Source organism: Lentzea sp. NPDC058450, from assembly GCF_042721395.1.
In the GTDB taxonomy this organism is placed as follows: Bacteria; Actinomycetota; Actinomycetes; order Mycobacteriales; family Pseudonocardiaceae; genus Lentzea.
Genome location: NZ_JBHXLO010000017.1, coordinates 15698 through 38018 on the forward strand (window position 1 = coordinate 15698; position 22321 = coordinate 38018).

A 22321-nucleotide genomic window follows, 5' to 3' on the forward strand; every position below is an offset into this window, starting at 1 on the left:
CTTTATGACCGTTACCGCCGTGCGAGGTGTTCACCCGGTTCGCCTACATCGGCATGTGCCTCGTCGGCGGCGGACCCGGCTTGGTGATCATCTTGGTCACCGGGCCCTCCTTGCTCATCCCCTGCTGGTCGAGGAACTGCGACAGCTGCCCCCGCACCTGCGCGAGCGACGGACGACGGCCCGGTTCCGGGTCCATCGCCGCCAGCAGCAGCCGCGCGTGCGCGCTCTTCTGCGGCAGCTTGGTGATCGGTTCGCCCTGGGCGGCGGCCATCAGCGAGGAGATCGGGTTCTCGCGGGAGCCGCGCGGCGGGTGGCCGGTCAGCGCGTACGACACGGTCGCGGCCAGCTGCCACGAGTCCGAGGCGGGCGACGCCGTCTCGCCCCGCGCCGTCTCGGGCGCGAGGAAGTCCGGGGTGCCGACCATCATGCCCGTGGCGGTGAGGGTGCTGTCGCCCTTGGAGCGGGCGATGCCGAAGTCGATCAGGTGCGCGGTGCCCTGGCCGTCGACGATCACGTTGGACGGCTTCACGTCGCGGTGCAGGACGCCCCGGTCGTGCGCCGCCGCCAGGGCGTCGGCCATGTTCAGCCAGAGGCGGGCGGCGAGCTTGTCGTCGATCAGGCCGTTCTTCAGGACCGTCTCGGACAGCGAGGCGCCCTCGATGTACTCCATCACCAGGGCGAGGCCGTCCGGGTCCTGGACGATGTCGAACACGCGCACGCAGTTCGGGTGGCGGACGGCGGCCAGCGCACGCGCCTCGCGGAGCATGCGGGCCTCGGTGTCGTTGTCCGGGGCGTGCGCGAGCTTCACGGCGACGGTGCGGTCGAGCTGCTCGTCGACGGCGAGCCAGACCGTGCCGAAGCCGCCGGAGCCGAGCTGGCGGACGCGGCGGAACCGGCCGTTGCCCGGGTTCCAGACCTTGCCCGACTTCTGCACGGGTGCGGGCGACTCGGCGTTCGCCGCGCCCGGACCGAACGGCAGAGGCCCCGGCGTGTCCGCGAGCACCGCCGGGTTCGACGGCTGGGGCGGGCCCGGTTGCGGCATGACCTCGGCGACGCGGGTCGGCGGGTACTGGCGCGGCGGCTGGTTCTGCGGCGGCTGCTGCTGGGACGGCTGCGGCTGCGGCTGCGTGACCGGGCGCATCGGGCGGTTCATCGGTGCCGGCTGGTACTTCGGCACCTGCGCCGGCTGGTACGGCGGCGGGTTCTGGCCGGGCGGCGGCTGGTGCTGCGCGGCCGTGATCGGCTTGGTGGGCGCCTTCTGCTTCGGCTGACCCTGCGGCAGCTGGTTGTTCTGGGGCTGCGGCGTGCGCGCCACCGGCTGCGGTGGCTGGTTCTGCGAGTTCCGGTCCTGGGACCGGTCGCGGCCGGGGCGGTTGAGCATGGCGGTAGTCAACCCGAAAATCCGCACGACGATTGACCCGATTACAGCAATTGGCAGAAACCCGAGCAGCACATGGCCCACCAGCGTCACGGGAAACGCAGAGGTGGTCACCAGCAGTACCAGGAACATCGGCCAGAACACGCGGCGCGGCCAGTTCGGCCCGAGCCGGAACGCCGACCCCGACTGCAGCATGACGAACAGCAGGCAGAGCAGCGCGAGCACGATCGTGATGCCCGCGGCGACCAGGAACACGACCGACTGGCCGGGCCGCTGGATCACGCCGATGATCGACGGAGCCCCGTCGACCAGGTAGTTGCCCTGCGAGAACTGGCCGAAGCAGGTGGCCTCGTCGAGCGAGTCGGCGCCGGTGATGCTGCGCCCCGCGAGCCCCTGGACGGTTCCGCGCATGATCAGCCACGGCAGCACCAGACAGCTGGCGACGCCGAGCACGGTGAAGATGGCACCGGTCACGGGTCCGTAGGAGTTGCCGACGACCCGGCGCACCGCGATGGACAGCAACGCACCTATGGTCGGGAACAACCCGAGCACCGCACCGAGCGCCGTGGTGGTCCACACCCAGTCACCGGGGCAGACACTCGCACCCACGAAGCCGTGCAGCCACGTGAGCAAGGACTCAGCGAGCCCCACGACTCACACCACCCCTTCCGAGATCACCCCCAGCCTAGGCGCCCTGTCAGCTTACTGTGCGTAATTGGTCTGCGGTTGACGCCACAGCAACCCTTTCCTTGATCACCGCGTTGCACCTCCGCCCATCGCACGTTCGGCCTGTTGGCTCTTACACGTTGCGATGGACGGCTCCGTTGACAGGAGTCGCCCTTTTTGCGCGATTCGTTATCGAAGACACGCCGGAGGACGGGGTGGCGAACGGGTGATCAGGAACGGGCCTGGTGATCGATCCTGGTGAGGGAGCTCCCCTGCCCCGCCGACGCGCTGGAGGTCCGCACAGCCGGGTCGGGTGGCGCGGGCAGGTCGCTGAGGCCGGCGACGAACTCGACGGTCCACAGGTGGGAGGCGGCCTTCTCCGCGTAGGAGTCGGAGAGGACGTAGGAGGCGACGCGGGTGTTCCGCTGGTCGTACATCTCGACCGTGGCCTGGGAGCCTGCGTGGCCCTTCTCGCCCGGGGCGCAGCTCAGTTCCAGGCGGGCGCGGATCCACTGCGGCTCGGTGGCCGGGTCCGCTTCGAGCTCCTGGGAGATCGCGGTGCAGGCGGTGCCGTGGGCGCGGAAGGTCAGGGCGGCCCGGAAGACGACGAGCTCACCGGCCGTGCAGCCGGTGAGAACGCGTGCTTCTACAGCTGTCTCCGTGCTGGAGACGACAGGACGGGCGGCCGCGCACCTGGCGGCAGGGGCCTCGGAGGCCGCTGCACCGCTGGAGGTGACGGCCACGAGTAATAACGCGGCGACGACGGATCTCATGAGAGAAAACTATTTGCCGACGCCGCGTTGTTCATCCAACTTCACCCCATAGATGGGTGGCGCGCGCGAAAGCCGTTCCAGGTCAGGTCGATGCGGCGAAACGCCGCAACCGCCCCGGTTTCTGGTGGGGACCTGTCAGTGGTCGTGATCGTGGTCGTGCTCGGCGGTCGGTTGGTAGATGTAGAACATCGTCACCGGCTCGTCGCCCGCGACCGTCTCGTGGTCCACGCCCGGCGGCACGAACGCGTACGAACCCGCGGTCGCCTCCACACCGCCGATGCTCACCGTGCCGTCGACGACCCACGTGTGCTGCGTGGCCGACGGGTGGTTGTGGCCGACGTCGCGCGCGCCCGGAGCCATCTGGAGCAGGCCGACGATCGTGTCGCCGTTGGGGGACTTCCACAGCAGCTTGTTCCGCAGTCGTTCGTCGCCGTGCAGCGGGAACGCCTTCATCTGCGCAAGGGCATCGGCGGACAGGACCGTGACTTTGTCCTGCGGCGCGTCGCTCATGGGTACAGCCTTTCGCGGGAGCGGAGCTTACGGCTCTTATATAGACGAAAGGGCCGCTCACATTACGGTGAGCGGCCCTTTCACAGGTCAGTTCAGCTGCACTTCGCCTCGCTGTTGAACAGCAGGAACGTCGTGAGCTTCCCGTCGGCGAAGTGGAAGCTCAGCACGACGTCGTTCTGGTCGGGCACCGACACCTCGAAGGTCTTGCCGGCCTCCTTCTCCACCGCGTTCGGGTAGGCGGCCTTGAGCTGCTCGACCGTCGCACCCTTGGCGATGTCCTTCGCGGCCGTGACACCCGGCGGCGGCACGATCATGCGGATCTCGTCGCCCGCGAACAGCACCCCGCCGTTGGCCTCACGCGCCTCCGCCCGCGCCACGATCCGCTTCGTGGACTCCGAGATGAGCTCGGTCGCCTTGGCGCTGGCCTCGGCCGACGCGGCGGCCTTCTCGGCGTAGGCGGCGTACTCGGCGGCACCCGCGTTCGCACCCGGCGCCGGGCCGATCGCCGCCTCCGCGTCGTCGGCGGCCTTCTGCGCGGCCTCGTACTTCTTCTCGAACTCGGCCTCTTCTTCGAGCTGCTTCGCGTCGGGTGCCGGCGCGCCCGTGTACCGGTGGTCCTCGCACTTGCCGGTCCGGCCCGCGACGGCCGGGGCGAGCTCACCGGTCGCGAGAGCGTCCTGCTTGGACATTCCGGGCTTGAGCTTCCCGAACCCGCTGACGTCCAGCACCTTCTTCTCCGGTGCGGCCGGAGCCTGGTCCCCCGACCCCGTACCCGCGCTCGGCGAACAACTGACGACGGTGATGGCCACCGCCGCAACGCACACTGCTTTGAATCCCCCAAGGATGTTCACGCGCCAGAAGATATCCGGCGCGACGCAATGAGCCGAACGGATTCACGAGGTCTCCACAACCCCTGCACCACTCGTCCACAGTGGACGTACGCGCAAAAGAAGCAGGGCCGGTGGTCGTGACCACCGGCCCTGCTTCTTAAGTGGAGCTGAGGGGAATCGAACCCCTGACCTTCTCGATGCGAACGAGACGCGCTACCAACTGTGCTACAGCCCCTTGCTTCCTTACGAAGAGAACTATAGCAGTCCCTGGAGGGGTGTTTTCACCACCCCTCGTTAAGCCCCGACAGCACCTCGGTACCGCAGCGACTCCAGTCCCTCTAACTCGACGAAGACCGGGTCCTCGTCGTCGGAGTCGACCGGGATCGTGCCGGGACGGACGTGGTGTTCGAAGCGCGGCAACGGCGGCAGCGCCGGACGTTCCTCGACGACCTCGACCTGCGTGGTCTCCTGCTCGTCGGGACCGGCCTGCTTCGGCAGGTCCGCGACGACCGGGGCCGGCGCCTCCTGCTGCTGCGGACCCGTCGCACGACGGCGGCGGACCTGCTGCAGCCGGGCGAGCCGGCGGCCGCGGATCTCCTCCTCGATCCGCACCTGCCGGCGCAGGTACGTCAGGTACCCGACGAGCAGCAGGTCGATCGCGGCGTGGCCGTACCAGAGCTTCGTGAAGAACACTCCGGCGACGATGGCCGATGCCACCGCGGCGACGAACAGCAGAGCCACCACTCTGCGGCGGAACGCGTACTTGGCCTGGGCGACCAGCGCTGCGGTCTCCGGGTCGTAGCCACCACGGCCACGCCGGAACGGGCGCTCGACGTACTCCTCCTCGTCGAAGTAGTCGTCGTCGATGTCGTGGATGTCGTCGTACTCGGCGTCTGGCATGGCGTCGTACTCCTCCCCCACGCTGCGCGCACTCTCCTGGCGCTTGCGGGCCATCATGGGGACGAGGACCACGAGCCAGGCGACGACCAGTGCAACGATGATCAGCGAACTCGGCATTCCCCGTTCACCTCCCCCGGCCCACGCGTGGTGCTGCCAACCACGTTAGTCACAACAGTCACACCTGTGTCGGAGGCACGCCGACCCCAGTGCGTACCAAAGTGTGGTGTATCACCCACTTTTGGGTGAAGTGATTACGACGAACGGAAGCGAAGATCAGGGAAGACGGGCCTCTCCGCGTGCGACCAAACGGCGCACTAGGCCATCCGGGACCTCTTCGGACGTGAGCGCGAAGCAGAGGTGGTCGCGCCACTGCCCGGCAACATCCAGATAACGCTTGAAGAGGCCTTCCTCGCGGAAGCCGGACTTCGTGAGCACCCGAATCGAGGGACCGTTCTCGGGTCGCACGGTCGCTTCGAGCCGGTGCAGACCAGCGTCGCGGAAAGCGTGGTCCGCGAGCAACGCGACGGCCGCCGTTGCGACGCCGCCTCCCGCCCGATCAGCGGCTACCCAATAGCCGATCCACGCGGACAGCAGCGAGCCGCGCACGATGTTGCCGACGGTGATCTGACCGGCCACCTCGCCGTCCACGAGGATCATGAACGGCAGCGTGGATCCGCGCCGGGCCATGCCGCGCAGCGACGACCACTGCGCGGGCCAGGAGAGCGTCGCGTTGCGCTCGTCCCAGCCCTCCTGCGCCGTGGGCTCCCACTGTTCGAGGTAGGCGCGGTCACGCAGGCGCAGCCTCGACCACTTCGAGCCGTCGAAGAACCTCGGCCCGCGCAGCTCGACGACGCCCGCGCGCACCTGGAGAGGCCCCAGCCGGGCGGGCCAGCCGGGGTGTCTGCCCAGATCGGCGAAAGCGCTCATCCACGCTGCGCTAGGAAGCTGACCAGCACCTCTTCACCGACGGAGATCTCGGTGACGTCCTCGTCGACCATGATCAGGCAGTTGGCCTCCGCCAGTGACGCGAGCAGGTGCGACCCGGACGTGCCGAGCGGCTGCACCAGGTACTCGCCGTTGTCCGCGTCGCGCAGCAGCTGGCCGCGCAGGAAGCCCCGGCGGCCCTTCGCGGACTGCAACGGCGACAGCAGCCTCGCGCTGACGGCCCGGCGGTACGGGTTCTTCTTGCCCAGCGCGGCCCTGATCAGGGGCCTGACCAGCACCTCGAACACGACGAGCGCGCTCATCGGGTTCGCGGGCAGCAGGAACGTCGGCACGGCGTCGGGGCCGAGCCTGCCGAAGCCCTGCGCGGAGCCGGGGTGCATGGCGACGCGGTTGACGTCCATGTCGCCGAGGTCCGTGAGCGCGGCCTTGACCTCGTCACCGACCGTGCCGCCGACGCCGCCCGCGATCACGACGATCTCCGAGAGCAGCAGCCTGCCCTCGACGACCTCGCGCAGGCGGCGCGGGTCGGCGGACATGATGCCGACCCTGCTGACCTCGGCGCCCGCGTCGCGTGCGGCGGCGGCCAGCGCGTACGAGTTCACGTCGTAGACCTGGCCCTGACCGGGCGTGCGGTCCACGTCGACGAGCTCCTCGCCGAGAGAGATGACGGACACGCGCGGGCGTGGGTGCACGAGCACCTTGTTGCGTCCGACGGCGGCCAGCAGACCCACCTGGGCGGCGCCGATGGACGCGCCACGGCGGACCGCGACGTCACCGGTCTGCACGTCCTCGCCGGTGCGGCGGACGAACCCGGCGGACGGCACGCTGCGGTTGACGGTCACCTTGGCCTGGTGGCCGTCGGTGTAGCCGAGCGGCACGACGGCGTCCGCGAGCGTCGGCAGTGGCGCGCCCGTGGCGATCCGCACCGCCTGGCCGGGCTGCAGCCGGCGCGGCTGCCGGGAGCCGGCCGGGATCTCGCCCACGACCGGCAGCTGCACCGGGCTCGCGTTCGCGCCGGACACGTCGACGCTGCGCACCGCGTAGCCGTCCACGGCGGCCTGGTCGAAGCCGGGCAACGCGCGTTCCGCGACGACCTCTTCGGCGCAGAGCAGACCCTGCGACTCCGAGATCGCCACGCGTACGGGTGCGGGCCGCACGGCGGCCGCGATCACCCGAGCGAGCTGCTCGTCCACTGACCTCATGTGATTGGTCCTCGCGCTCAGGAGTTGTCGTCGAGGCGTTCCCGCAACCACTCGCGCAGATCGGGTCCGTACTCCGGGGTGTTGAGTGCGAAGTCAACCGCAGCCCGCAGGAATCCTGCGGGATTGCCGAGGTCGTGTCGCCCGCCGCGGTGCACGACGACGTGCACGGGGTGACCCTCGTTGATCAGCAGCGCGATGGCGTCGGTGAGCTGCAGCTCGCCGCCCGCGCCGGGGGTGATGCGCTTGAGCGCGTCGAAGATCGCCCGGTCGAGGAGGTAGCGGCCGGCCGCGGCGAACGTCGAGGGCGCGTCCTCGGGCTTCGGCTTCTCGACCATGCCGACGACCTGCTTGACGTCGTCGTTGCCGGTGTCGCGGACGTCGAACACGCCGTACGCGGAGATCTGCTCGCGCGGGATGTCGAACGCCAGCAGGACGCTGCCGCCCTTCTCCTCGCGGACCTTCGCCATCTTCTGGAGGGCGTCGTTCGGCAGGATGATGTCGTCCGGCAGCAGCACCGCGACGGCCTCGTCCTCACCGGTCAGGTTGCCCTCGGCGCACCCGACGGCGTGCCCGAGCCCGAGCGCCTGCTCCTGGATCGCGGTCTCGGCCTTGATCAGCTTCGGGGCGCGCTGGATCTTCTCGACCAGGTCGGTCTTGCCCTTGGCGGTCAGCGACTCCTCGAGGTCGGGGTTCTCGTCGAAGTAGTTCGCGACCGACGCCTTGGTCGGCGACGTGACGATGACCAGCTTCTTCGCACCGGCCTCGGCCGCCTCGCGCGCCACGTACTCGATGGCGGGGGTGTCGACCAGGGGCAGCAGTTCCTTCGGCACGGCTTTGGTCGTGGGGAGGAAACGGGTGCCCAGACCGGCCGCGGGCACGATAGCGGTGTGGAAGGCGCTGCTCATGGGCTGCGATGCTAACGACATACCGAGGGGTACCCGACATGACGTCCGATCTTCGTGACCGGAAGGCCACGTTGCGTTCACAGTTGCTGGCCGCCCGGCGTTCTCTTTCTCCCGAGGTTCGCTCATCTGAATCCCGCGCTTTGGCCGCGCACGTCGCTTCGCTGGACGTTTCCGCTGATCAGACGCTCTGCGCGTTCATCCCGGTCGGCTCGGAGCCCGGTGACGCCTCCTGGCTGGACGGGCTGCGGTGCCGCGTGTTGCTACCGATCGTGACGGGTGACGCCCCGCTGGACTGGGCGGTGTACTCCGGGCCCTCGTCGCTGGCGCCCGCCGGGTTCAAGCTGCTGGAGCCGACCGGTGAGCGGCTCGGCGCCTCGGCGATCGCTGGAGCCTCGCTGGTGCTCGTGCCCGCCCTCGCCGTGTCGGTGACCGGGGTGCGGCTGGGCAAGGGTCAAGGTCACTACGACCGGTCGTTGCCGCTGGTCAACGCGCCGCTGGTGGGCGTCGTGCGGGATTCCGAGGTGCTCGCCGACGTGCCCGGCGAGCCTCACGACGTGCTGATGAACGGCGTGGTGACGCCCTCGGTGGGCCTGCGATGGCTGTGACATTGACCTGGTGTGTTTGCGCTCCGGGAAGGTCCTGAGCGAAAATCGTGTTGGCACTCACAACGGTCGAGTGCCAGAGCTAGGAGCAGACCCAGTGCCTACGTACCAGTACGCCTGCACCGCGTGTGAGCACCGGTTCGAGGCTGTGCAGTCGTTCAGCGACGCCTCCCTCACCGAGTGCCCGGAGTGCTCGGGCAAGCTGCGCAAGCTCTTCGGCGCCGTCGGCGTCGTGTTCAAGGGCAGCGGTTTCTACCGCACGGACAGCCGTTCGGGCTCGTCCAAGAGCACGTCTTCGTCGTCCTCCACTTCGGACTCGAAGTCGTCGACGACGACCTCCACGTCGTCTTCGTCCTCTTCGTCCTCTTCGGACAAGAAGTCGTCTTCGTCCTCTTCTTCGAGCGCGCCGGCGGCCGCCGCGTCCTGAAGATCGCGAGTTGTCCACAACTTGCGGCTCAACCCGACTTGACCTGCCTCCGACCGCCCTACGGTCGGAGGCATGACCTTTTCCACGACGCTGCCCGACCGAGTCCGCTCGCTCCTCCGCCGCCCGCTTTCCGTTGCGTGGCGCCGATTCCTGGCTTTGGGCCTCACCTTGTCGGCGTTGGTGACCTTCTTCTGGCCCGACGTAGGCCACCCGACCCTGGTCGCGTCGCGCGACCTCCCGGCAGGCGCCTCGCTGACGGCCGCCGACCTCCGCCTGGTGTCCCTGCCCTCACCCGTACCGGGGACCTTCCGGAATTCCACCGATCTGGTGGGCAGACCGCTCGCGTCCCCGACGCGCGCAGGAATCCCGCTGACCGACGTGGACCTGGCGACCACCGCACCCGACCAAGCCTCCACAGCCGTACAACTGGCTGACCAGGCCTTGGCCGCCGTGGTCCGCCCAGGCGCCCGCGTGGACGTGATCTCCTCGTCCGGCGAGGTACTCGCCGAGAACGCCACAGTGCGCGAAACCCAGGGCCAGGTGGTCGTCCTGACGTTGCCGAGACTTAATGCAACTCGTGTGGCCGCGATGTCACTGGATCAAGCATTAGCCGTTACTCTCCGCTGATGCTGAAGGGATTCAAAGACTTTCTGATGCGCGGAAACGTCGTCGACCTGGCCGTGGCCGTGGTCATCGGCGCCGCGTTCGGTGCGATCGTCACCGCGTTCACCACGAACATCATCAACCCGCTGGTGGCGCTGTTCGGCGGCAACAACGTCGAAGGTCTCGCGTTCAGGCTCATCGAGGCGAACGAGAAGACGAAGATCGACCTCGGCGCCCTGATCACGGCGATCATCAACTTCGCGATCGTCGCGGCAGTCGTCTACTTCATCTTCGTGCTGCCGATGAACAAGATCAAGGAACGCCGCGAGAAGGGCGTGGAGCCGGGCCCGTCCGAGCCCACCGACGTCGAACTCCTGAAGGAGATCCGCGACCTCCTCCAGGCCCAGGCAGCGTCAACGCAGCAGACGACGCCCCAGCCCCCGGACCGCCGCGGCCCGGCAATCTAAACCACCCACCCCCTCCCCGCCGAGACGAAGCGCGCAGCCCCCAGCCCGCGCGCTCCGTCAAGGCACGCCTGCACGCCAAAGCGGCGAGCCAGGCCAAGAACGAGGCACGCGAGGCAGCCGAGTTGCGGAGCGGCGCGAGGTGCGAGCGAGGCACAGGCGCACAGGGTGGCTGCGGAATGCAGCGAACTGCGCTGAGACGAGGGGCACGGCGACAGCCGAGTACGCGATGAAGCCAAAGGCGAAACCGCAGTCGTCAACGCAAGGCGACCACCGTCTCAGCCCGGCGCACGCACCCAACCGCAGTCGTCAAAGCAAAACGACCACGCACGCAAGCCCGGCGCGCGGTGCCAGCCGGACAGCCGTCGACGCAAGCCGCCCACCTACGAGGCCTGGCACGCGATGCCGAAGGCGAGCCCGAACGGGCCAATGCCCGCCACAGAGCCGGTTCCACCCGCGCATGGCGATTGGGGCTTGACTTTGGGTGCGAGGTGCTAGCTTCTCGAGCTCGGCCGGGCGCTTTTCAGCCCGGCCTTTTCCGGCCGATGAGCGCCTCGCAAGGGCCCCGAAGTCAAGCCCCAATCGCACACCCCAGGTCTTTCGTCGAGACCTGCGCGACCAACTCTCGCAACCGCAGCCCAACCAACAAACCGCGACCAACCCGCTGGAACAGGAACCGGCCTACGAACCGGCACCCGCACCTCAACCACCGTGATGCGGCGGCCGATTCTCCCGGTACCAAGCCTCACGATCGTCAGAACCGGCACCAGGCGCCCGCTCATCCGACGAGGTCTCCGGCAGCACCTCACCGAAAACCTCAGCCAACCGGCGACGCCGCGCAACCGCGTCAGCGTCGCCGGCCGGCCCAGGCGAATCACTCTTCGTCAAGACCGCTCAACTGCTCGATCACATAAGGCACCAATGCCGACAACGTGGCCATCCCGTCCCGCACCGCGGAACGAGACCCGGCCAGGTTCACGACCAAGGTGCTACCGGACACGCCGACCAGCCCACGCGAGATCCCGGCGTCCACCGCCCCCGCGGCCAACCCGGACGCCCGCAGGGCCTCCGCGATGCCGTGGATGGGGCGGTCGAGCACGCCCTGTGTGGCGTCGGGCGTGACGTCGCGCGGGGACACGCCGGTGCCGCCCACGGTGACCACGAGGTCGACGCCACCGATGACGGCCGTGTTGAGGGCGGCCCGGATGTCGACCACCTCTCCCTCGACCGCGACGGTGCCGTCGACGATGAAGCCCGCTTCTTCGAGCAGTTCGGTGACGAGAGGCCCGGAGTTGTCGTCCTGCTCGCCGTGCGCCACCCGGTCGTCCACGATCACGACCAAAGCGCGGCCAAGGCGCTGCGCGCTGCGTTCCATACCGATCACCGTAGCGGGAGTCTGACTTCGAAGCGGCAGCCAGGACCGTGGTTCTCGACGCCGATCCGGCCGTGGTGGGCCTCGACGAGGCCACGCGCGATGGAAAGGCCCAGTCCGGCGCCTGAGGGGTTGCGCGCGAAAGTGCCTCGGAAGCCCACTTCGAAGACCTGTGGCAGCACGTCATCGGGTATGCCGCCGCACGTGTCGTCCACGCGCACCACGGCGTCGGGTCCGTCCACATCGACCTGGACGGACACCGTGCCGCCCTCCGGTGTGTAGCCGATGGCGTTGGACACAAGGTTGCGCACGACACGCATCAGTTCCGGATCGGAGCCGCGCACGACCGGCCACTCGCGAGCGTCCGCGCGCAGTTCGACGCCCTTCAGAGAAGCCACCGGGCGGGAGGCCGCGACGACGTCGGACACCACGTCGGCCAGTGCGACGTCGTGCATCGAGAGGTTCAGGGCGCCGGCGGTGATGCGGGAGAGCTGGAACAGGTCGTCGACCAGCTTGGCCAGGTGATCGGCTTCGAGGGCGATCTGCTTCGCGTAGACGGCCACCTCGCCCGGTTCCGAGACGACGCCGTCCTCCAGGGCCTCGGTCATGGCGCGGATGCCGGCCAGCGGCGTGCGCAGGTCGTGCGAGATCCACGCCACCAGCTGCCGCCGCGACGCCTCCGCCTCGCGCTCCCACATCGTCCGGCGGGCGATCGCACGGCCGAGCAGGATCGAGAACGGCACGGTCACCACGGCGACCACAGCGCACACCATCAGCGCCACACCGAGCATCGGCGTGAACATGAACCCGCTGACCACGAGCACACCGGCGATGGTCGCCACCACCGGCACGATGACCATCACGGTCATCACGGTGGTGAGCGAGACGCGGCTCAACCGATCGAACACGGGTCATACCTGTAGCCGACGCCCCACACGGTGCTCAGCCGACGCGGCTTCGCGGGGTCCTCCTCGATCTTCTCCCGCAACCGTCGCACGTGGACGGTGACGGTCGACTGGTCGCCGAACTGCCAGCCCCACACGCGCTCCAGCAGCTCGGCGCGGCCGAACGCCTTCCCGGCGTTGCCGATGAAGAACGCTAGCAGGTCGAACTCGCGGGTCGTGAGCTGCAACGGCTCCCCGGACAACGTCGCGGTGTGCGCGGCCACGTCCAGCACGAGGTTCCCGTCCCGCACCACCCGCGGTTCGAACGCCCGGTGGGCCCGCCGCAGCACCGACGAGACGCGCAACGCCAGCTCACGCGGGCTGAACGGCTTGGTGACGTAGTCGTCCGCCCCGATCTGCAGGCCGGCGATCCGGTCCTCTTCCTCGCCCAGCGCCGTCAGCATCACGACGGGCGTGCTGCCGCGCGCCCGGATCCGCCGGGCCACCTCGAGGCCGTCGATGCCGGGCAGCATCAGGTCCAGCACCACGATGTCCGGCTCCTGGGCCGCCATCAGCCGCAGCGCCTGCTCCCCGTCGCCGGCGAGCTCGACCTCGTACCCGGCGTGTTCGAGGTAGCGGCGCACCACGTCGCGCACCGTCGTGTCGTCATCGACGACCAACACCCGTTCCACCACGTCACCACGCTAAGCCACAAACGCCGCAACAGCGCGGAACCGTCACACGGACGTAAGAAGAGGCCCGGGCCTGTGTGCGGGGCAGGTGCGCACAGGTCCCGGGCCTCAGAGGGGGTCGTCAACGCCTCGGCTCGGACGGGCGGCGGTTGTCCGAGACGAGGCGTCCCCCGACCTATCCCACCTCGACGCCGTCGAGGGTGGCTTCCACGGTCTTGTTGTCGGCCAGCGTGATCGTCACCTTGTCGCCGGGTGCCTTGGACCGGACAGCGGCCACCAGCGTGTCCGACTCGTCGATGCGGCGGTCACCGAACTTGGTGATCACGTCACCGGCCTTGAGCCCGGCCTTCTCGGCGGCGCCACCGGTGGTGATCTCCGAGATGCGCGCGCCCTGCTCGGTCGACTCGACCTTCACACCCAGCACCGTCTGCTTCGGCTTGCCCGTCTTCACGATCTCGTCGATCGTGCGGCGCGCCTGGTCCATCGGGATCGCGAAGCCGATGCCCACGGAACCGGCCTGGCCCTGCCCCTGGCTGGGGCTGTAGATCGCCGAGTTGATGCCGATGACCTGGCCCTGCATGTTCACCAGCGGGCCACCCGAGTTGCCGGGGTTGATCGCGGCGTCGGTCTGGATGGCGTTGAGGACGGTGGCCTGCGAGTTGCTGTCGCCGCCCGCCGAGACCGGGCGGTCGAGCGAGCTGACGATGCCGGAGGTGACGGTCCCGGCCAGGTCGAACGGCGACCCGACCGCGACGACGTTCTGGCCGATCTTCATGTCACCGGAGTTGCCGAGGTTCACGACCGGGAGGCCCGAGACGCCGTCGGCCTGGATGACGGCGATGTCGGAGCTCGGGTCGCGGCCGAGGATCTTGCCGGACACGGTCTTGCCGTCCGCGAAGACCACCTTGATGTCACCACCGGTCGCGGCACCCTCGATGACGTGGTTGTTCGTCACGATCTGGCCGTTGCTGGAGATGATGAAGCCCGAACCCTCACCGGCGCCGGACCGCGTGGTGACGCGGATCTGCACGACGGACGGCAGCAGCTTGTTCGCCACGTCCTCGACCGACCCGGCGGGCGCGTTGGACGTCTGCGAGGCCGGGCGCGGCGAGTCGAGCGAGCTCACCGACGACGAGTCGTTGGCGAAGGTGTAGCCCAGGTAGCCGCCGATGCCCCCGGAGAGGCCTCCGACGAGCAGCACGAGAGCGGCGACACCGGCCACGACCTTGCCGCGGCCCTTGGGACGAGCAGGGGCGGGCGGCAGCTGGCCGGGCGGGAGGTAGTACTGGCCCGTCTGCGGTCCGGGCTGCTGGCCGGGCGCGGCGAACGGGTTGTGCTGCTCGCCGAACGGACCGGTGTGCGGTCCCGCCTGCTGTTCCGCGAACGGACCGGAGTGCGGTCCCGCGCCGAACTGCGCCGTCGTGGCGCCGAGGCCGAGCGGGTGAGGTTGGCCGGACCCTGAGGGTGGAGGGAGCTGCTGGCCGGGTCCGGACCCGCCGAGCTGCGTCTGACCCGCGTCAGGTGAGGGCACCTGCGGCTGGGTCGAAGTGAAGGAGGCAGGAACGTCGCCCAGCCCGGCCGGCGCGGACGGTGCCGCTGCCTGGTGCGCTGCTGGTGCGGAAGTTGTCCCAGCCTGGCCGGATCCCCCCTGCAAAGGATCCGGCTGGCCGGGTTCCGGCTGCGACGGGCCCTGCACCCGCGCGCCGGAGTCTGTCTGACCGGCGCTCGTCGGCACGGAGTCGGTGTCTTCCGGCTGCGGCGCTGGCTGGTTGCTCTCGGTCATGGCCATAGTCTCGCGGGCCGTCCTGAGAGAACCCTTAAACCAGCCTGGGAGCTACTTGTGTGTTCCCCGGAGGCGCTCGGCGATCTGCTCCGGCGTCACGTCGTTGATCCACACGGCCTCGCCCGACTCGGACCCGGCGAGGTACTTGAGCTTGTCCTTCGTCCTCAGCACCGAGAAGACCTGCAGGTGGAGCCACATCTCCTCGCGGCCCGCCTGCACCGGCGCCTGGTGCCACGCGGCGATGTAGGGCAACGGCCGGTCGTACAACGCGTCCAGCCGGTGCAGCACCTTCAGGTAGAGCGACGCGAAGTCGTCACGCTCCACAGAGGACAAAGCGGCGATGTCGGGCACCTGCCGCCGAGGCGCCAGCACGACCTCGACCGGCCACCGGGCCGCAGCGGGCACGAACGCGACCCAGTGCTCGGACGTCTCCACCACGCGCGCACCCGCGCGAAGCTCGGCCTCCAGGACGTCACCGAACAACGGCCGCCCGTGCTCGGCGAAGTAGTCCAGTGCCGCGGAGAGCATCCGCTCGGTACGAGGCGTCACGAACGGATAGGCGTAGATCTGGCCGTGCGGGTGCGACAGAGTCACACCGATCTCTTCACCGCGGTTCTCGAACGGGAAGACCTGCGCGACCCCTGGCAACGTTGACAAGAAGGCGACGCGGTCCGCCCAAGCGTCCACGACCGTGCGCACGCGCTCCGGGGACAGCTCGCCAAAGGACTTGTTGTGGTCGGAGGTGAAGCACACGACCTCGCACCGGCCGCGCCCCGGCGCGCGCTCGAACACCGCCTCGCCGTCCACAGTGGACGGCACGTCGGGAACGTTCTGCGCCAGCGACGGGAAGCGGTTCTCGAACACCACGACGTCGTAGTCGGCCTCGGGGATCTCCGTCGGACGGCCGGGCGTCGACGGGCACAACGGGCAGAGGTCCGCCGGCGGCTTGTACGTGCGCGTCTGGCGGTGGGCCGCCATGACGACCCACTCGCGGGTCAACGGGTCCAGCCGTGCTTCGGACATCGGCTGAGTCTCGGGAAGATCCCGGGTGTCCACCGCGACTCTCGGTGGCGCCTCAGCGCTGTCGTCGAAGTAGATGATCTCCCGGCCGTCCGCCAGTTTGCCCGCGGTACGCCTCACGCCAACTCCTCGCCACTTCCCGGTACATGAGCCAACACCAACTCGCCGACCTGCTCGGAGAGGATCGCCCGCGCGTCGTCCGGCAAACCCTCGTCCGTCACCAGGACGTGCGCCTCGTCGAGGTCGGCGATCGTGGAAATGCCCACGGTGCCCCACTTCTCGTGGTCCGCCACCACGACCACGCGCCCGGCCGCGTCGACCAGCGCGCGGTCGGTCTCGCTCTCGTTGAGGTTCGGGGTGGTGAAGCCGGAGCGCTCGGCCATGCCGTGCACGCCCAGGAACACCACGTCCAGATGCAGTGATCGCAACGCCTGCACGGCCACGGGGCCCACCAGCGCGTCGGACGGCGTGCGCACGCCACCGGTCAGCACGACCGTGCGGTCCGTGCGCCCGCTCTGCTGCAACACGTCGGCGACGCGGATGGAGTTCGTGACGACCGTGAGGTCCGGGATGTCGTCCAGGAACCGCGCCAGCGTCCACGTCGTGGTGCCCGCGGACAGACCGATGGCGGTGCCGGGACGCACGAGGCCCGCGGCGGCGGCCGCGATCGCCTCCTTCTCCGGCAGCTGACGGACCGACTTGGCCTCGAACCCGGGCTCGTCGGTGGAGCGCCCGACGACGGACGTGGCGCCGCCGTAGACCTTCTCCACCAGGCCGCGCGCGGCGAGCACGTCGAGGTCGCGGCGCACGGTCATGTCCGAGACGCCGAGCCGCACCACGAGGTCGCTGACGCGCACCGCTCCCGTGCGACGGACCTCTTCGATGATCACGGCTTGCCGTTGACGTGCCAGCACCTCACACCTCTTCCCTGAGGACGACGACGTCCCCGGCTCGCACGGTGAGGCGTCCGGAGACCTGCGTGCCGGACAACACGTCGACACCGGTCGCTTCGATCTCCGCGTCGGCGTCCGTGTGGTTCACGGCGAAGAGAAACGATACGTCTCCCCTGCGCCGCACGAGCTCGATCGGCGAACGCGACACCGCCACGCCCGCACCGGAAAGCGCGTTTTCCACCGTTCGGCCGAGACCGCCCTCGTCAAGATCGCACGCCACGTACCAGGCGACACCGTTGCCGAACGCGTTGCGTGTCACCGCCGCCACGCCGGGCAACGGCCCGTCCGCATAGGAGACAACGACGTCAGCGGTGCGCGTGTGCAGGTGCTCCGTCCACAGCGAGGCGGTCGAGCCGTCGCTCAACGAGACCGTCTCGTTCTCCGTCAACGGGTGGAACTCCTCCGACCACACGCCGAGGACGTCCCGGAACGCGCCGGGGTACCCGCCGAGTCGCACCCGCGTGTACTGGTCGGCGACGCCGGACAGGTACGTGACGACGACGTGCCCGCCGCCCGCCACGTAGTCCGCGACGACGGCCGCGTGCGCGTCGGACACCGCGTAGAACGCGGGCACGACCACCAGCGAGTACTTCGAGAGGTTCGTGCCGGGCGCCACGAAGTCGACGGTGACACCGAGGTCCCACAGCGCCTTGTAGTACCCGAGAACGTGCTGCCAGTAGTCGAAGTCCTGGGTCGGGTGGGCGTCCTGGCGCAGCGCCCAGCCGGACTGGAAGTCGAACAGGACCGCGACCGAAGCGTCCACAGTGGAACCGACGACGTCCGCGAGCTTCGCGTACTCGGCGCCGACCTCGCAGACCTCCCGGTACACCTTGGTGTCCGTGCCGGCGTGCGGCACCATCGCCGAGTGGTAGCGCTCGCTGCCGCCGCGCGACTGCCGCCACTGGAAGAACAACGTGCCGTCCGCGCCGCGCGCGATGTTCTGGAACGAGTGCCTGCGCTGCTCGCCCGGCAGCTTGGCGATGTTGCGCCGCTGCCAGTTCACCGCGGACGTCGAGGCTTCCATGAGCAGCCAGGGTTTGCCGCCCGCGAGGCCGCGCACGAGGTCGGCGGACATCGCCAGCTCGACGTGCCGGTCCGGCGACTGCGCCAGCGTGTAGTGGTCGTTGGAGACGAAGTCGACCTCGCGCGCCCACTTCCAGTAGTCGAGGTCGCCGAACGTCCAGTTGACCATGAAGTTCGTGGTGATCGGCACGTCCGGCGTGACCATCCGGAGCACGTCCCGTTCTGCCTTGTACAGCTCCAGGATCGCGTCGTCGGAGAACCTGTCGTAGTCGAGCACGTGCGCCGGGTTCTGGAACGTCGGCGTGACGCGCGGCGGCAGGACCTGCGCGAAGTCGGTGTAGCCCTGGCTCCAGAACGCCGTGGACCACGCGTCGTTGAGCTGGTCGAGCGTGTAGCGGGCCGCCAGCCACTCGCGGAACGAGGCCGCGCACGTGTCGCAGTAGCAGCGCTTCACGTGACACGCGTACTCGTTGCCGACGTGCCAGGCGGCCAAAGCGGGGTGGTCCCGGTAGTGCGAGGCCATCTCGGCGGCCAGCGCCGTGGCCCGGTCGCGGTAGATGGGCGACGTCGGGCAGTACGCCTGCCGCGAGCCGTGCGAGAGCCGCACGCCGTCCGCACGGACGGGCAGCATCTCGGGGTACTCGCTGGTGAGCCACGGTGGAGGCGCGGCGGTGGCGGTCGCGAGGTCGACCCGGATGCCACCCTCGTGCAGCAGGTCCATCACGCGGTCGAGCCACTCGAACCGGTACTCGCCCTTGCTGACCTCGATCTTGGCCCAGCTGAAGATGCCCAGGCTGACCATGGTGACGCCGGCCCGTTGCATGAGCTCGACGTCCTCGGCCCAGACGTGCTCGGGCCACTGCTCGGGGTTGTAGTCAGCTCCCCAGCCGAGCCCTGGCAGGTCCGTTGGCCATGTCGTCACGGCCGCAAGCGTGGCCGACAACAACCCCCAACGTCAACACAAGCAAACAAAACTCGCGTTGAGGTCTGTGGGGCAGATTCCCGGTACAAGTCCCGGTCCAAGCCAGGATCGTGGCTGTGCCCAGGTTTAACAGCTGAGTAACGGGGCTTGACATGCTGTGTGCCTAGGACCACATTGTGCGCAACTTTGTTTGAGTCCTGTTCGGTTCGCCCGAGCGGTTGTCACCCGTAGGAGCGATGATGGTTCTGCACACGCCTGGTTCCACTCCGTTACCGCACTTCGGTCGGCGAACGATGCTGCGAGTCATGCTGGCCGGTGCCGGTGTCGCCGCGACCGGTGGTCTGCTGTCCGCGTGCGGCGGTGGATCGAGCGCGGGCGGCGACTCGAAGGTGGTCACCTTCGGCAACAACCTGTCCGACCAGGTGCCGAAGGACGCGATCACCGCTGCGGTGAAGGCCTTCGAGGCCCAGTCAGGCGGCCTGTCCGTCACGATCAACACCAAGCAGCACGAGCAGTACCAGGAGCAGATCAACAACTACCTGCAGGGCAAGCCGGACGACGTCCTCGCGTGGTTCGCCGGCTACCGCATGCGGTTCTTCGCGGACCAGGGCCTCACCGCAGACCTCAGCGACCTGTGGGGCAAGGTCGGCGGCAACTACTCCGACGCGCTCAAGCAGGCCTCCACGGGCACGGACGGCAAGCAGTACTTCGTGCCGTTCACCCAGTACGCGTGGGGCATGTTCTACCGCAAGAGCGTGTGGCAGGAGAAGGGCTACGCGGTCCCGAAGACGCTCGACGAACTGGTCGCGCTCGCCACGAAGATGAAGGCCGACGGCCTGATCCCGATCGCCTTCGCGCAGAAGCAGGGCTGGCCGGGCATGGGCACGTTCGACCAGCTGAACTTCCGCACGAACGGCTACCAGTTCCACGTCGACCTGCTGGCGGGCAAGGAGGACTGGCAGGACAAGCGCGTCAAGGACGTCTTCGATACCTGGAAGCGCCTGCTGCCGTTCCACCAGGAGAACGCGCTCGGCCGCGAGTGGCAGGAAGCCGCGCAGTCGTTGCAGCAGAAGAAGTCCGGCATGTACCTGCTCGGCGCGTTCGTGGGCCAGCAGTTCCCCGACGCCGAGAAGGACGACCTCGACTTCTTCCCGTTCCCGGAGATCAACCCGACGCACGGCACCGACACGGTCGAGGCGCCGATCGACGGCTACATGATGGCGAAGAAGCCGTCCAATTCGGACGGTGGACTCAAGCTCCTGGAGTACCTCTCCAGCGCCGAACCGCAGCTCGCCTACCTGAAGGCCGACCCGACCGCGGTCGCCACGAACCAGAAGGCGGACCAGGCCGGCTACAGCCCGCTGCAGAAGAAGGTGGCGGACACCATCAAGAACGCCAAGCACATCACGCAGTTCCTCGACCGCGACACCGACCCGGGCTTCGCGAGCGAGGCCGCCACCAACGGCCTGATCGAGTTCATCAAGGACCCGAACAGCGTCGACTCCGTGCTCAAGGGCATGGCTGACCAGGCGAAGAACATCTTCAAGTGACCGCGGTTCAGGAGAAGCCGAAGGCGGTGGCCCCCTCCGGGCCGCCGCCTCGTCGGCGTGGAAAGCGTGCCACGGCCCTCGCCGGCACGGACAAGCTCGTGCTGGCCCTCATGCTCGGCATCCCCACGGTCGTGCACCTGCTGTTCGTGTGGATCCCGACCCTGGGCTCGGTCGCGTTGTCGTTCAGCAGGTGGAACGGCATCGGCGGCTTCGAGGACATCGAATGGATCGGCGTGGGCAACTACGTCGAGATCTTCACCGAGTACCCGCGCTTCTGGCCGGCAGTCCAGCACAACCTGATCTGGCTGCTGTTCCTGCTGATCGTTCCCACCTCGGCAGGCCTGCTGCTGGCCGTCCTGCTGGACCGGGAACTCAAGTTCAGCCGCATCTACCAGAGCGCCCTCTACATGCCGATGGTCCTGTCCCTGGCCCTGGTCGGCTTCATCTGGCAGCTGATCTACACCCCGGACGGCGGCCTGCTCAACTCGCTGCTGGGCCTGAGCGCCAACCCGGTCGACTGGATCGGCGACTCGGACATCAACCTCTACGCCGTCCTCGTGGCCGCAGCGTGGCGCCACACCGGCTACATCATGCTGCTGTACTTGGCGGGCCTGAAGTCCGTGGACCCGGCCCTGAAGGAAGCAGCGGCCCTGGACGGCGCGTCCGCGTCCCAGACGTTCTTCCGCGTGACGTTCCCGGTGATGAAGCCGGTCAACATCGTCGTCCTCGTCGTCACGGTCATCGAGGCGCTCCGGGCGTTCGACATCGTCTACGTCATCAACAAGGGCCGCAACGGCCTGGAACTGCTGTCCGTCCTGGTGACCGACAACATCATCGGTGAGGCCTCCCGAATCGGCCGGGGCTCGGCAGTGGCCGTGGTCCTCCTGACGATCTCGCTCGGCTTCATCATCACGTACCTGTACCAGGTGTTCAGCAAGGAGAACCGCGCATGACGGCCACCTTGGAACGCCCACCGGCAACAGCACGCCGCCGCCCCGTGACACCAGCACGCATCGCCCTGCACGTGTTCCTGATCCTGACGTGCCTGATGACGCTGGCCCCACTCCTGTGGGCGGTCTACGCGTCGCTGCGGACGTACGACGACACGTCGGTCAACGGCTACTTCTCGATCGCGAAGTCCCTCACCTTCGAGAACTTCGCCAAGGCGTGGGAGATCGGCGACCTGCCGCACTTCTACTGGAACACGCTGATCATCACGATCCCGGCGCTGATCCTGACCCTGCTCCTGAGCTCGATGGTGGCGTTCGGCGTCTCGCGGTTCAGCTTCAAGTTCAACATCGCCCTCCTGATGCTGTTCACCGCAGGCAACCTCCTGCCCCAGCAGGTGATCGTCACCCCGCTGTGGCGCCTCTACCGCCTGATCGTCGTACCCGAGTGGATGTCGGAGAGCGGCTCGCTGATCGACTCGCAGCTGGGCGTGATCCTGATCCACATCGCGTTCCAGATGGGCTTCTGCACGTTCGTCCTCTCCAACTACATGAAGACGATCCCGTACGAGCTCACCGAAGCCGCCAGGGTGGACGGCGCGTCCGTCTTCCGGCAGTACTGGCAGCTGACCCTGCCCCTCTGCCGTCCAGTGCTCGCCGCCCTGGCAACGCTGGAGTTCACCTGGATCTACAACGACTTCCTCTGGGCGTTGGTCCTGATCCAGGACGGCGACAAGATGCCGGTCACCTCGGCCCTGCAGAACCTGAAGGGCACCTTCTTCACCGACAACAACCTGATCGCAGCGGGCTCTCTCCTGGTCGCGCTGCCGACGCTGGTGGTGTTCTTCGTACTGCAACGGCAGTTCGTAGGCGGCCTGACCCTCGGCTCCACAAAGGGCTAGAGACGCAGCAAGCCCGCGCGAAGCCGAAGGCGAGCCCGTACGAGCTCAGCAGATCGGTGAAGCGGTGT

General features: G+C 68.5%; 22 protein-coding genes and 1 tRNA gene. 7 read left to right on the forward strand and 16 right to left on the reverse strand.

Going from position 1 to position 22321, the window contains the following annotated elements; translation table 11 throughout:
• Nucleotides 1-43: 43 nt before the first annotated feature.
• From ACFWNN_RS25245 to ACFWNN_RS25285, 9 genes are all read right to left on the reverse strand, one after another.
• On the reverse strand, nucleotides 44-2029 hold the full coding sequence (locus ACFWNN_RS25245) for a protein kinase (RefSeq protein WP_382442393.1): 1986 nt from the start codon (nucleotides 2027-2029) through the stop codon (nucleotides 44-46).
• Nucleotides 2030-2274: 245 nt separating this feature from the next.
• Nucleotides 2275-2817, reverse strand: a complete 543-nt coding sequence (locus ACFWNN_RS25250; protein WP_382442394.1) for a hypothetical protein — start codon at nucleotides 2815-2817, stop codon at nucleotides 2275-2277.
• A gap of 135 nt (nucleotides 2818-2952) precedes the next feature.
• A complete protein-coding gene (locus ACFWNN_RS25255; RefSeq protein WP_382442395.1) occupies nucleotides 2953-3327 on the reverse strand; it encodes a cupin domain-containing protein in 375 nt (124 codons plus the stop codon).
• Nucleotides 3328-3419: 92 nt separating this feature from the next.
• Nucleotides 3420-4136, reverse strand: coding sequence for a hypothetical protein (locus ACFWNN_RS25260; protein WP_382442396.1), 717 nt, complete (start codon nucleotides 4134-4136; stop codon nucleotides 3420-3422).
• A gap of 183 nt (nucleotides 4137-4319) precedes the next feature.
• Nucleotides 4320-4392: transfer RNA gene (locus ACFWNN_RS25265), tRNA-Ala, on the reverse strand.
• A gap of 59 nt (nucleotides 4393-4451) precedes the next feature.
• The gene (gene glpR / locus ACFWNN_RS25270; RefSeq protein ID WP_382442397.1) at nucleotides 4452-5174 is read right to left on the reverse strand and encodes a gephyrin-like molybdotransferase receptor GlpR; all 723 of its coding nucleotides are present in this window, start codon (nucleotides 5172-5174) and stop codon (nucleotides 4452-4454) included.
• A 156-nt stretch (nucleotides 5175-5330) separates the two neighbouring features.
• A complete protein-coding gene (locus ACFWNN_RS25275; RefSeq protein ID WP_382442398.1) occupies nucleotides 5331-5984 on the reverse strand; it encodes a GNAT family N-acetyltransferase in 654 nt (217 codons plus the stop codon).
• Nucleotides 5981-7204 (reverse strand): gephyrin-like molybdotransferase Glp, encoded by a 1224-nt coding sequence (gene glp / locus ACFWNN_RS25280; protein WP_382442399.1) that lies wholly within the window; start codon nucleotides 7202-7204, stop codon nucleotides 5981-5983. The genes ACFWNN_RS25275 and glp overlap by 4 nt, the downstream gene beginning before the upstream one ends.
• Before the next feature lie 17 nt (nucleotides 7205-7221).
• On the reverse strand, nucleotides 7222-8109 hold the full coding sequence (locus ACFWNN_RS25285) for a UTP--glucose-1-phosphate uridylyltransferase (RefSeq protein WP_382442400.1): 888 nt from the start codon (nucleotides 8107-8109) through the stop codon (nucleotides 7222-7224).
• Between the two features lie 38 nt (nucleotides 8110-8147).
• Between ACFWNN_RS25285 and ACFWNN_RS25290 the strand changes: the two genes are divergently transcribed.
• The 4 genes from ACFWNN_RS25290 to mscL all read left to right on the forward strand — a co-directional run bounded on the left by ACFWNN_RS25290 (nucleotide 8148) and on the right by mscL (nucleotide 10208).
• The gene (locus tag ACFWNN_RS25290; protein ID WP_382442401.1) at nucleotides 8148-8714 is read left to right on the forward strand and encodes a 5-formyltetrahydrofolate cyclo-ligase; all 567 of its coding nucleotides are present in this window, start codon (nucleotides 8148-8150) and stop codon (nucleotides 8712-8714) included.
• A gap of 94 nt (nucleotides 8715-8808) precedes the next feature.
• Nucleotides 8809-9138 carry an FmdB family zinc ribbon protein gene (locus ACFWNN_RS25295; RefSeq protein ID WP_382442402.1) on the forward strand — a complete coding sequence of 110 codons (330 nt, stop codon included), beginning with the start codon at nucleotides 8809-8811 and terminating at the stop codon, nucleotides 9136-9138.
• A gap of 72 nt (nucleotides 9139-9210) precedes the next feature.
• Nucleotides 9211-9765 (forward strand): SAF domain-containing protein, encoded by a 555-nt coding sequence (locus ACFWNN_RS25300; RefSeq protein ID WP_382442403.1) that lies wholly within the window; start codon nucleotides 9211-9213, stop codon nucleotides 9763-9765.
• Nucleotides 9765-10208, forward strand: a complete 444-nt coding sequence (mscL, locus tag ACFWNN_RS25305) for a large-conductance mechanosensitive channel protein MscL (RefSeq protein WP_382442404.1) — start codon at nucleotides 9765-9767, stop codon at nucleotides 10206-10208. Before ACFWNN_RS25300 ends, mscL begins: the two co-directional genes overlap by 1 nt.
• An 871-nt stretch (nucleotides 10209-11079) precedes the next feature.
• Here the strand turns inward: mscL and ACFWNN_RS25310 are convergent.
• The 7 genes from ACFWNN_RS25310 to ACFWNN_RS25340 form a co-directional block, all read right to left on the reverse strand.
• Entirely contained in the window at nucleotides 11080-11580 is a 501-nt protein-coding gene (locus ACFWNN_RS25310; RefSeq protein WP_045311897.1) for a molybdenum cofactor biosynthesis protein B, read from the reverse strand.
• Between the two features lie 5 nt (nucleotides 11581-11585).
• The gene (locus ACFWNN_RS25315) at nucleotides 11586-12446 is read right to left on the reverse strand and encodes a sensor histidine kinase (protein WP_382442552.1); all 861 of its coding nucleotides are present in this window, start codon (nucleotides 12444-12446) and stop codon (nucleotides 11586-11588) included.
• A 23-nt stretch (nucleotides 12447-12469) separates the two neighbouring features.
• Nucleotides 12470-13156: a response regulator transcription factor gene (locus tag ACFWNN_RS25320; RefSeq protein ID WP_382442405.1), complete on the reverse strand. Its 687-nt coding sequence runs from the start codon at nucleotides 13154-13156 to the stop codon at nucleotides 12470-12472.
• Nucleotides 13157-13328: 172 nt separating this feature from the next.
• Nucleotides 13329-14684 carry a trypsin-like peptidase domain-containing protein gene (locus tag ACFWNN_RS25325; RefSeq protein ID WP_382442406.1) on the reverse strand — a complete coding sequence of 452 codons (1356 nt, stop codon included), beginning with the start codon at nucleotides 14682-14684 and terminating at the stop codon, nucleotides 13329-13331.
• A 303-nt stretch (nucleotides 14685-14987) separates the two neighbouring features.
• Entirely contained in the window at nucleotides 14988-16076 is a 1089-nt protein-coding gene (gene galT, locus ACFWNN_RS25330) for a galactose-1-phosphate uridylyltransferase (RefSeq protein WP_382442407.1), read from the reverse strand.
• On the reverse strand, nucleotides 16073-16870 hold the full coding sequence (locus tag ACFWNN_RS25335; RefSeq protein WP_065914902.1) for a DeoR/GlpR family DNA-binding transcription regulator: 798 nt from the start codon (nucleotides 16868-16870) through the stop codon (nucleotides 16073-16075). Before ACFWNN_RS25335 ends, galT begins: the two co-directional genes overlap by 4 nt.
• A 1-nt stretch (nucleotide 16871) precedes the next feature.
• Nucleotides 16872-18854: a beta-galactosidase gene (locus tag ACFWNN_RS25340; RefSeq protein ID WP_382442408.1), complete on the reverse strand. Its 1983-nt coding sequence runs from the start codon at nucleotides 18852-18854 to the stop codon at nucleotides 16872-16874.
• A 293-nt stretch (nucleotides 18855-19147) separates the two neighbouring features.
• Between ACFWNN_RS25340 and ACFWNN_RS25345 the strand changes: the two genes are divergently transcribed.
• The 3 genes from ACFWNN_RS25345 to ACFWNN_RS25355 are packed head-to-tail and all read left to right on the forward strand — an operon-like array spanning nucleotide 19148 to nucleotide 22253.
• On the forward strand, nucleotides 19148-20404 hold the full coding sequence (locus ACFWNN_RS25345; RefSeq protein ID WP_382442409.1) for an ABC transporter substrate-binding protein: 1257 nt from the start codon (nucleotides 19148-19150) through the stop codon (nucleotides 20402-20404).
• The gene (locus ACFWNN_RS25350) at nucleotides 20401-21357 is read left to right on the forward strand and encodes a carbohydrate ABC transporter permease (RefSeq protein WP_382442410.1); all 957 of its coding nucleotides are present in this window, start codon (nucleotides 20401-20403) and stop codon (nucleotides 21355-21357) included. The genes ACFWNN_RS25345 and ACFWNN_RS25350 overlap by 4 nt, the downstream gene beginning before the upstream one ends.
• Nucleotides 21354-22253, forward strand: coding sequence for a carbohydrate ABC transporter permease (locus ACFWNN_RS25355; RefSeq protein WP_382442411.1), 900 nt, complete (start codon nucleotides 21354-21356; stop codon nucleotides 22251-22253). The genes ACFWNN_RS25350 and ACFWNN_RS25355 overlap by 4 nt, the downstream gene beginning before the upstream one ends.
• The last annotated feature ends 68 nt before the right edge of the window (nucleotides 22254-22321 follow it).

Bases quoted from the DNA above. Each gene is read 5' to 3' on its own strand.
- ACFWNN_RS25355 (WP_382442411.1), top strand. From the start codon at position 21,354: ATGACGGCCACCTTGGAACGCCCACCGGCAACAGCACGCCGCCGCCCC.
- ACFWNN_RS25345 (WP_382442409.1), top strand. From the start codon at position 19,148: ATGCTGCGAGTCATGCTGGCCGGTGCCGGTGTCGCCGCGACCGGTGGT.
- mscL (WP_382442404.1), top strand. From the start codon at position 9,765: ATGCTGAAGGGATTCAAAGACTTTCTGATGCGCGGAAACGTCGTCGAC.
- glp (WP_382442399.1), bottom strand. From the start codon at position 7,204: ATGAGGTCAGTGGACGAGCAGCTCGCTCGGGTGATCGCGGCCGCCGTG.
- ACFWNN_RS25290 (WP_382442401.1), top strand. From the start codon at position 8,148: ATGACGTCCGATCTTCGTGACCGGAAGGCCACGTTGCGTTCACAGTTG.
- ACFWNN_RS25250 (WP_382442394.1), bottom strand. From the start codon at position 2,817: ATGAGATCCGTCGTCGCCGCGTTATTACTCGTGGCCGTCACCTCCAGC.
- ACFWNN_RS25300 (WP_382442403.1), top strand. From the start codon at position 9,211: ATGACCTTTTCCACGACGCTGCCCGACCGAGTCCGCTCGCTCCTCCGC.
- ACFWNN_RS25310 (WP_045311897.1), bottom strand. From the start codon at position 11,580: ATGGAACGCAGCGCGCAGCGCCTTGGCCGCGCTTTGGTCGTGATCGTG.
- glpR (WP_382442397.1), bottom strand. From the start codon at position 5,174: ATGCCGAGTTCGCTGATCATCGTTGCACTGGTCGTCGCCTGGCTCGTG.
- ACFWNN_RS25275 (WP_382442398.1), bottom strand. From the start codon at position 5,984: ATGAGCGCTTTCGCCGATCTGGGCAGACACCCCGGCTGGCCCGCCCGG.
- ACFWNN_RS25255 (WP_382442395.1), bottom strand. From the start codon at position 3,327: ATGAGCGACGCGCCGCAGGACAAAGTCACGGTCCTGTCCGCCGATGCC.
- ACFWNN_RS25285 (WP_382442400.1), bottom strand. From the start codon at position 8,109: ATGAGCAGCGCCTTCCACACCGCTATCGTGCCCGCGGCCGGTCTGGGC.
- ACFWNN_RS25315 (WP_382442552.1), bottom strand. From the start codon at position 12,446: ATGACCGTGATGGTCATCGTGCCGGTGGTGGCGACCATCGCCGGTGTG.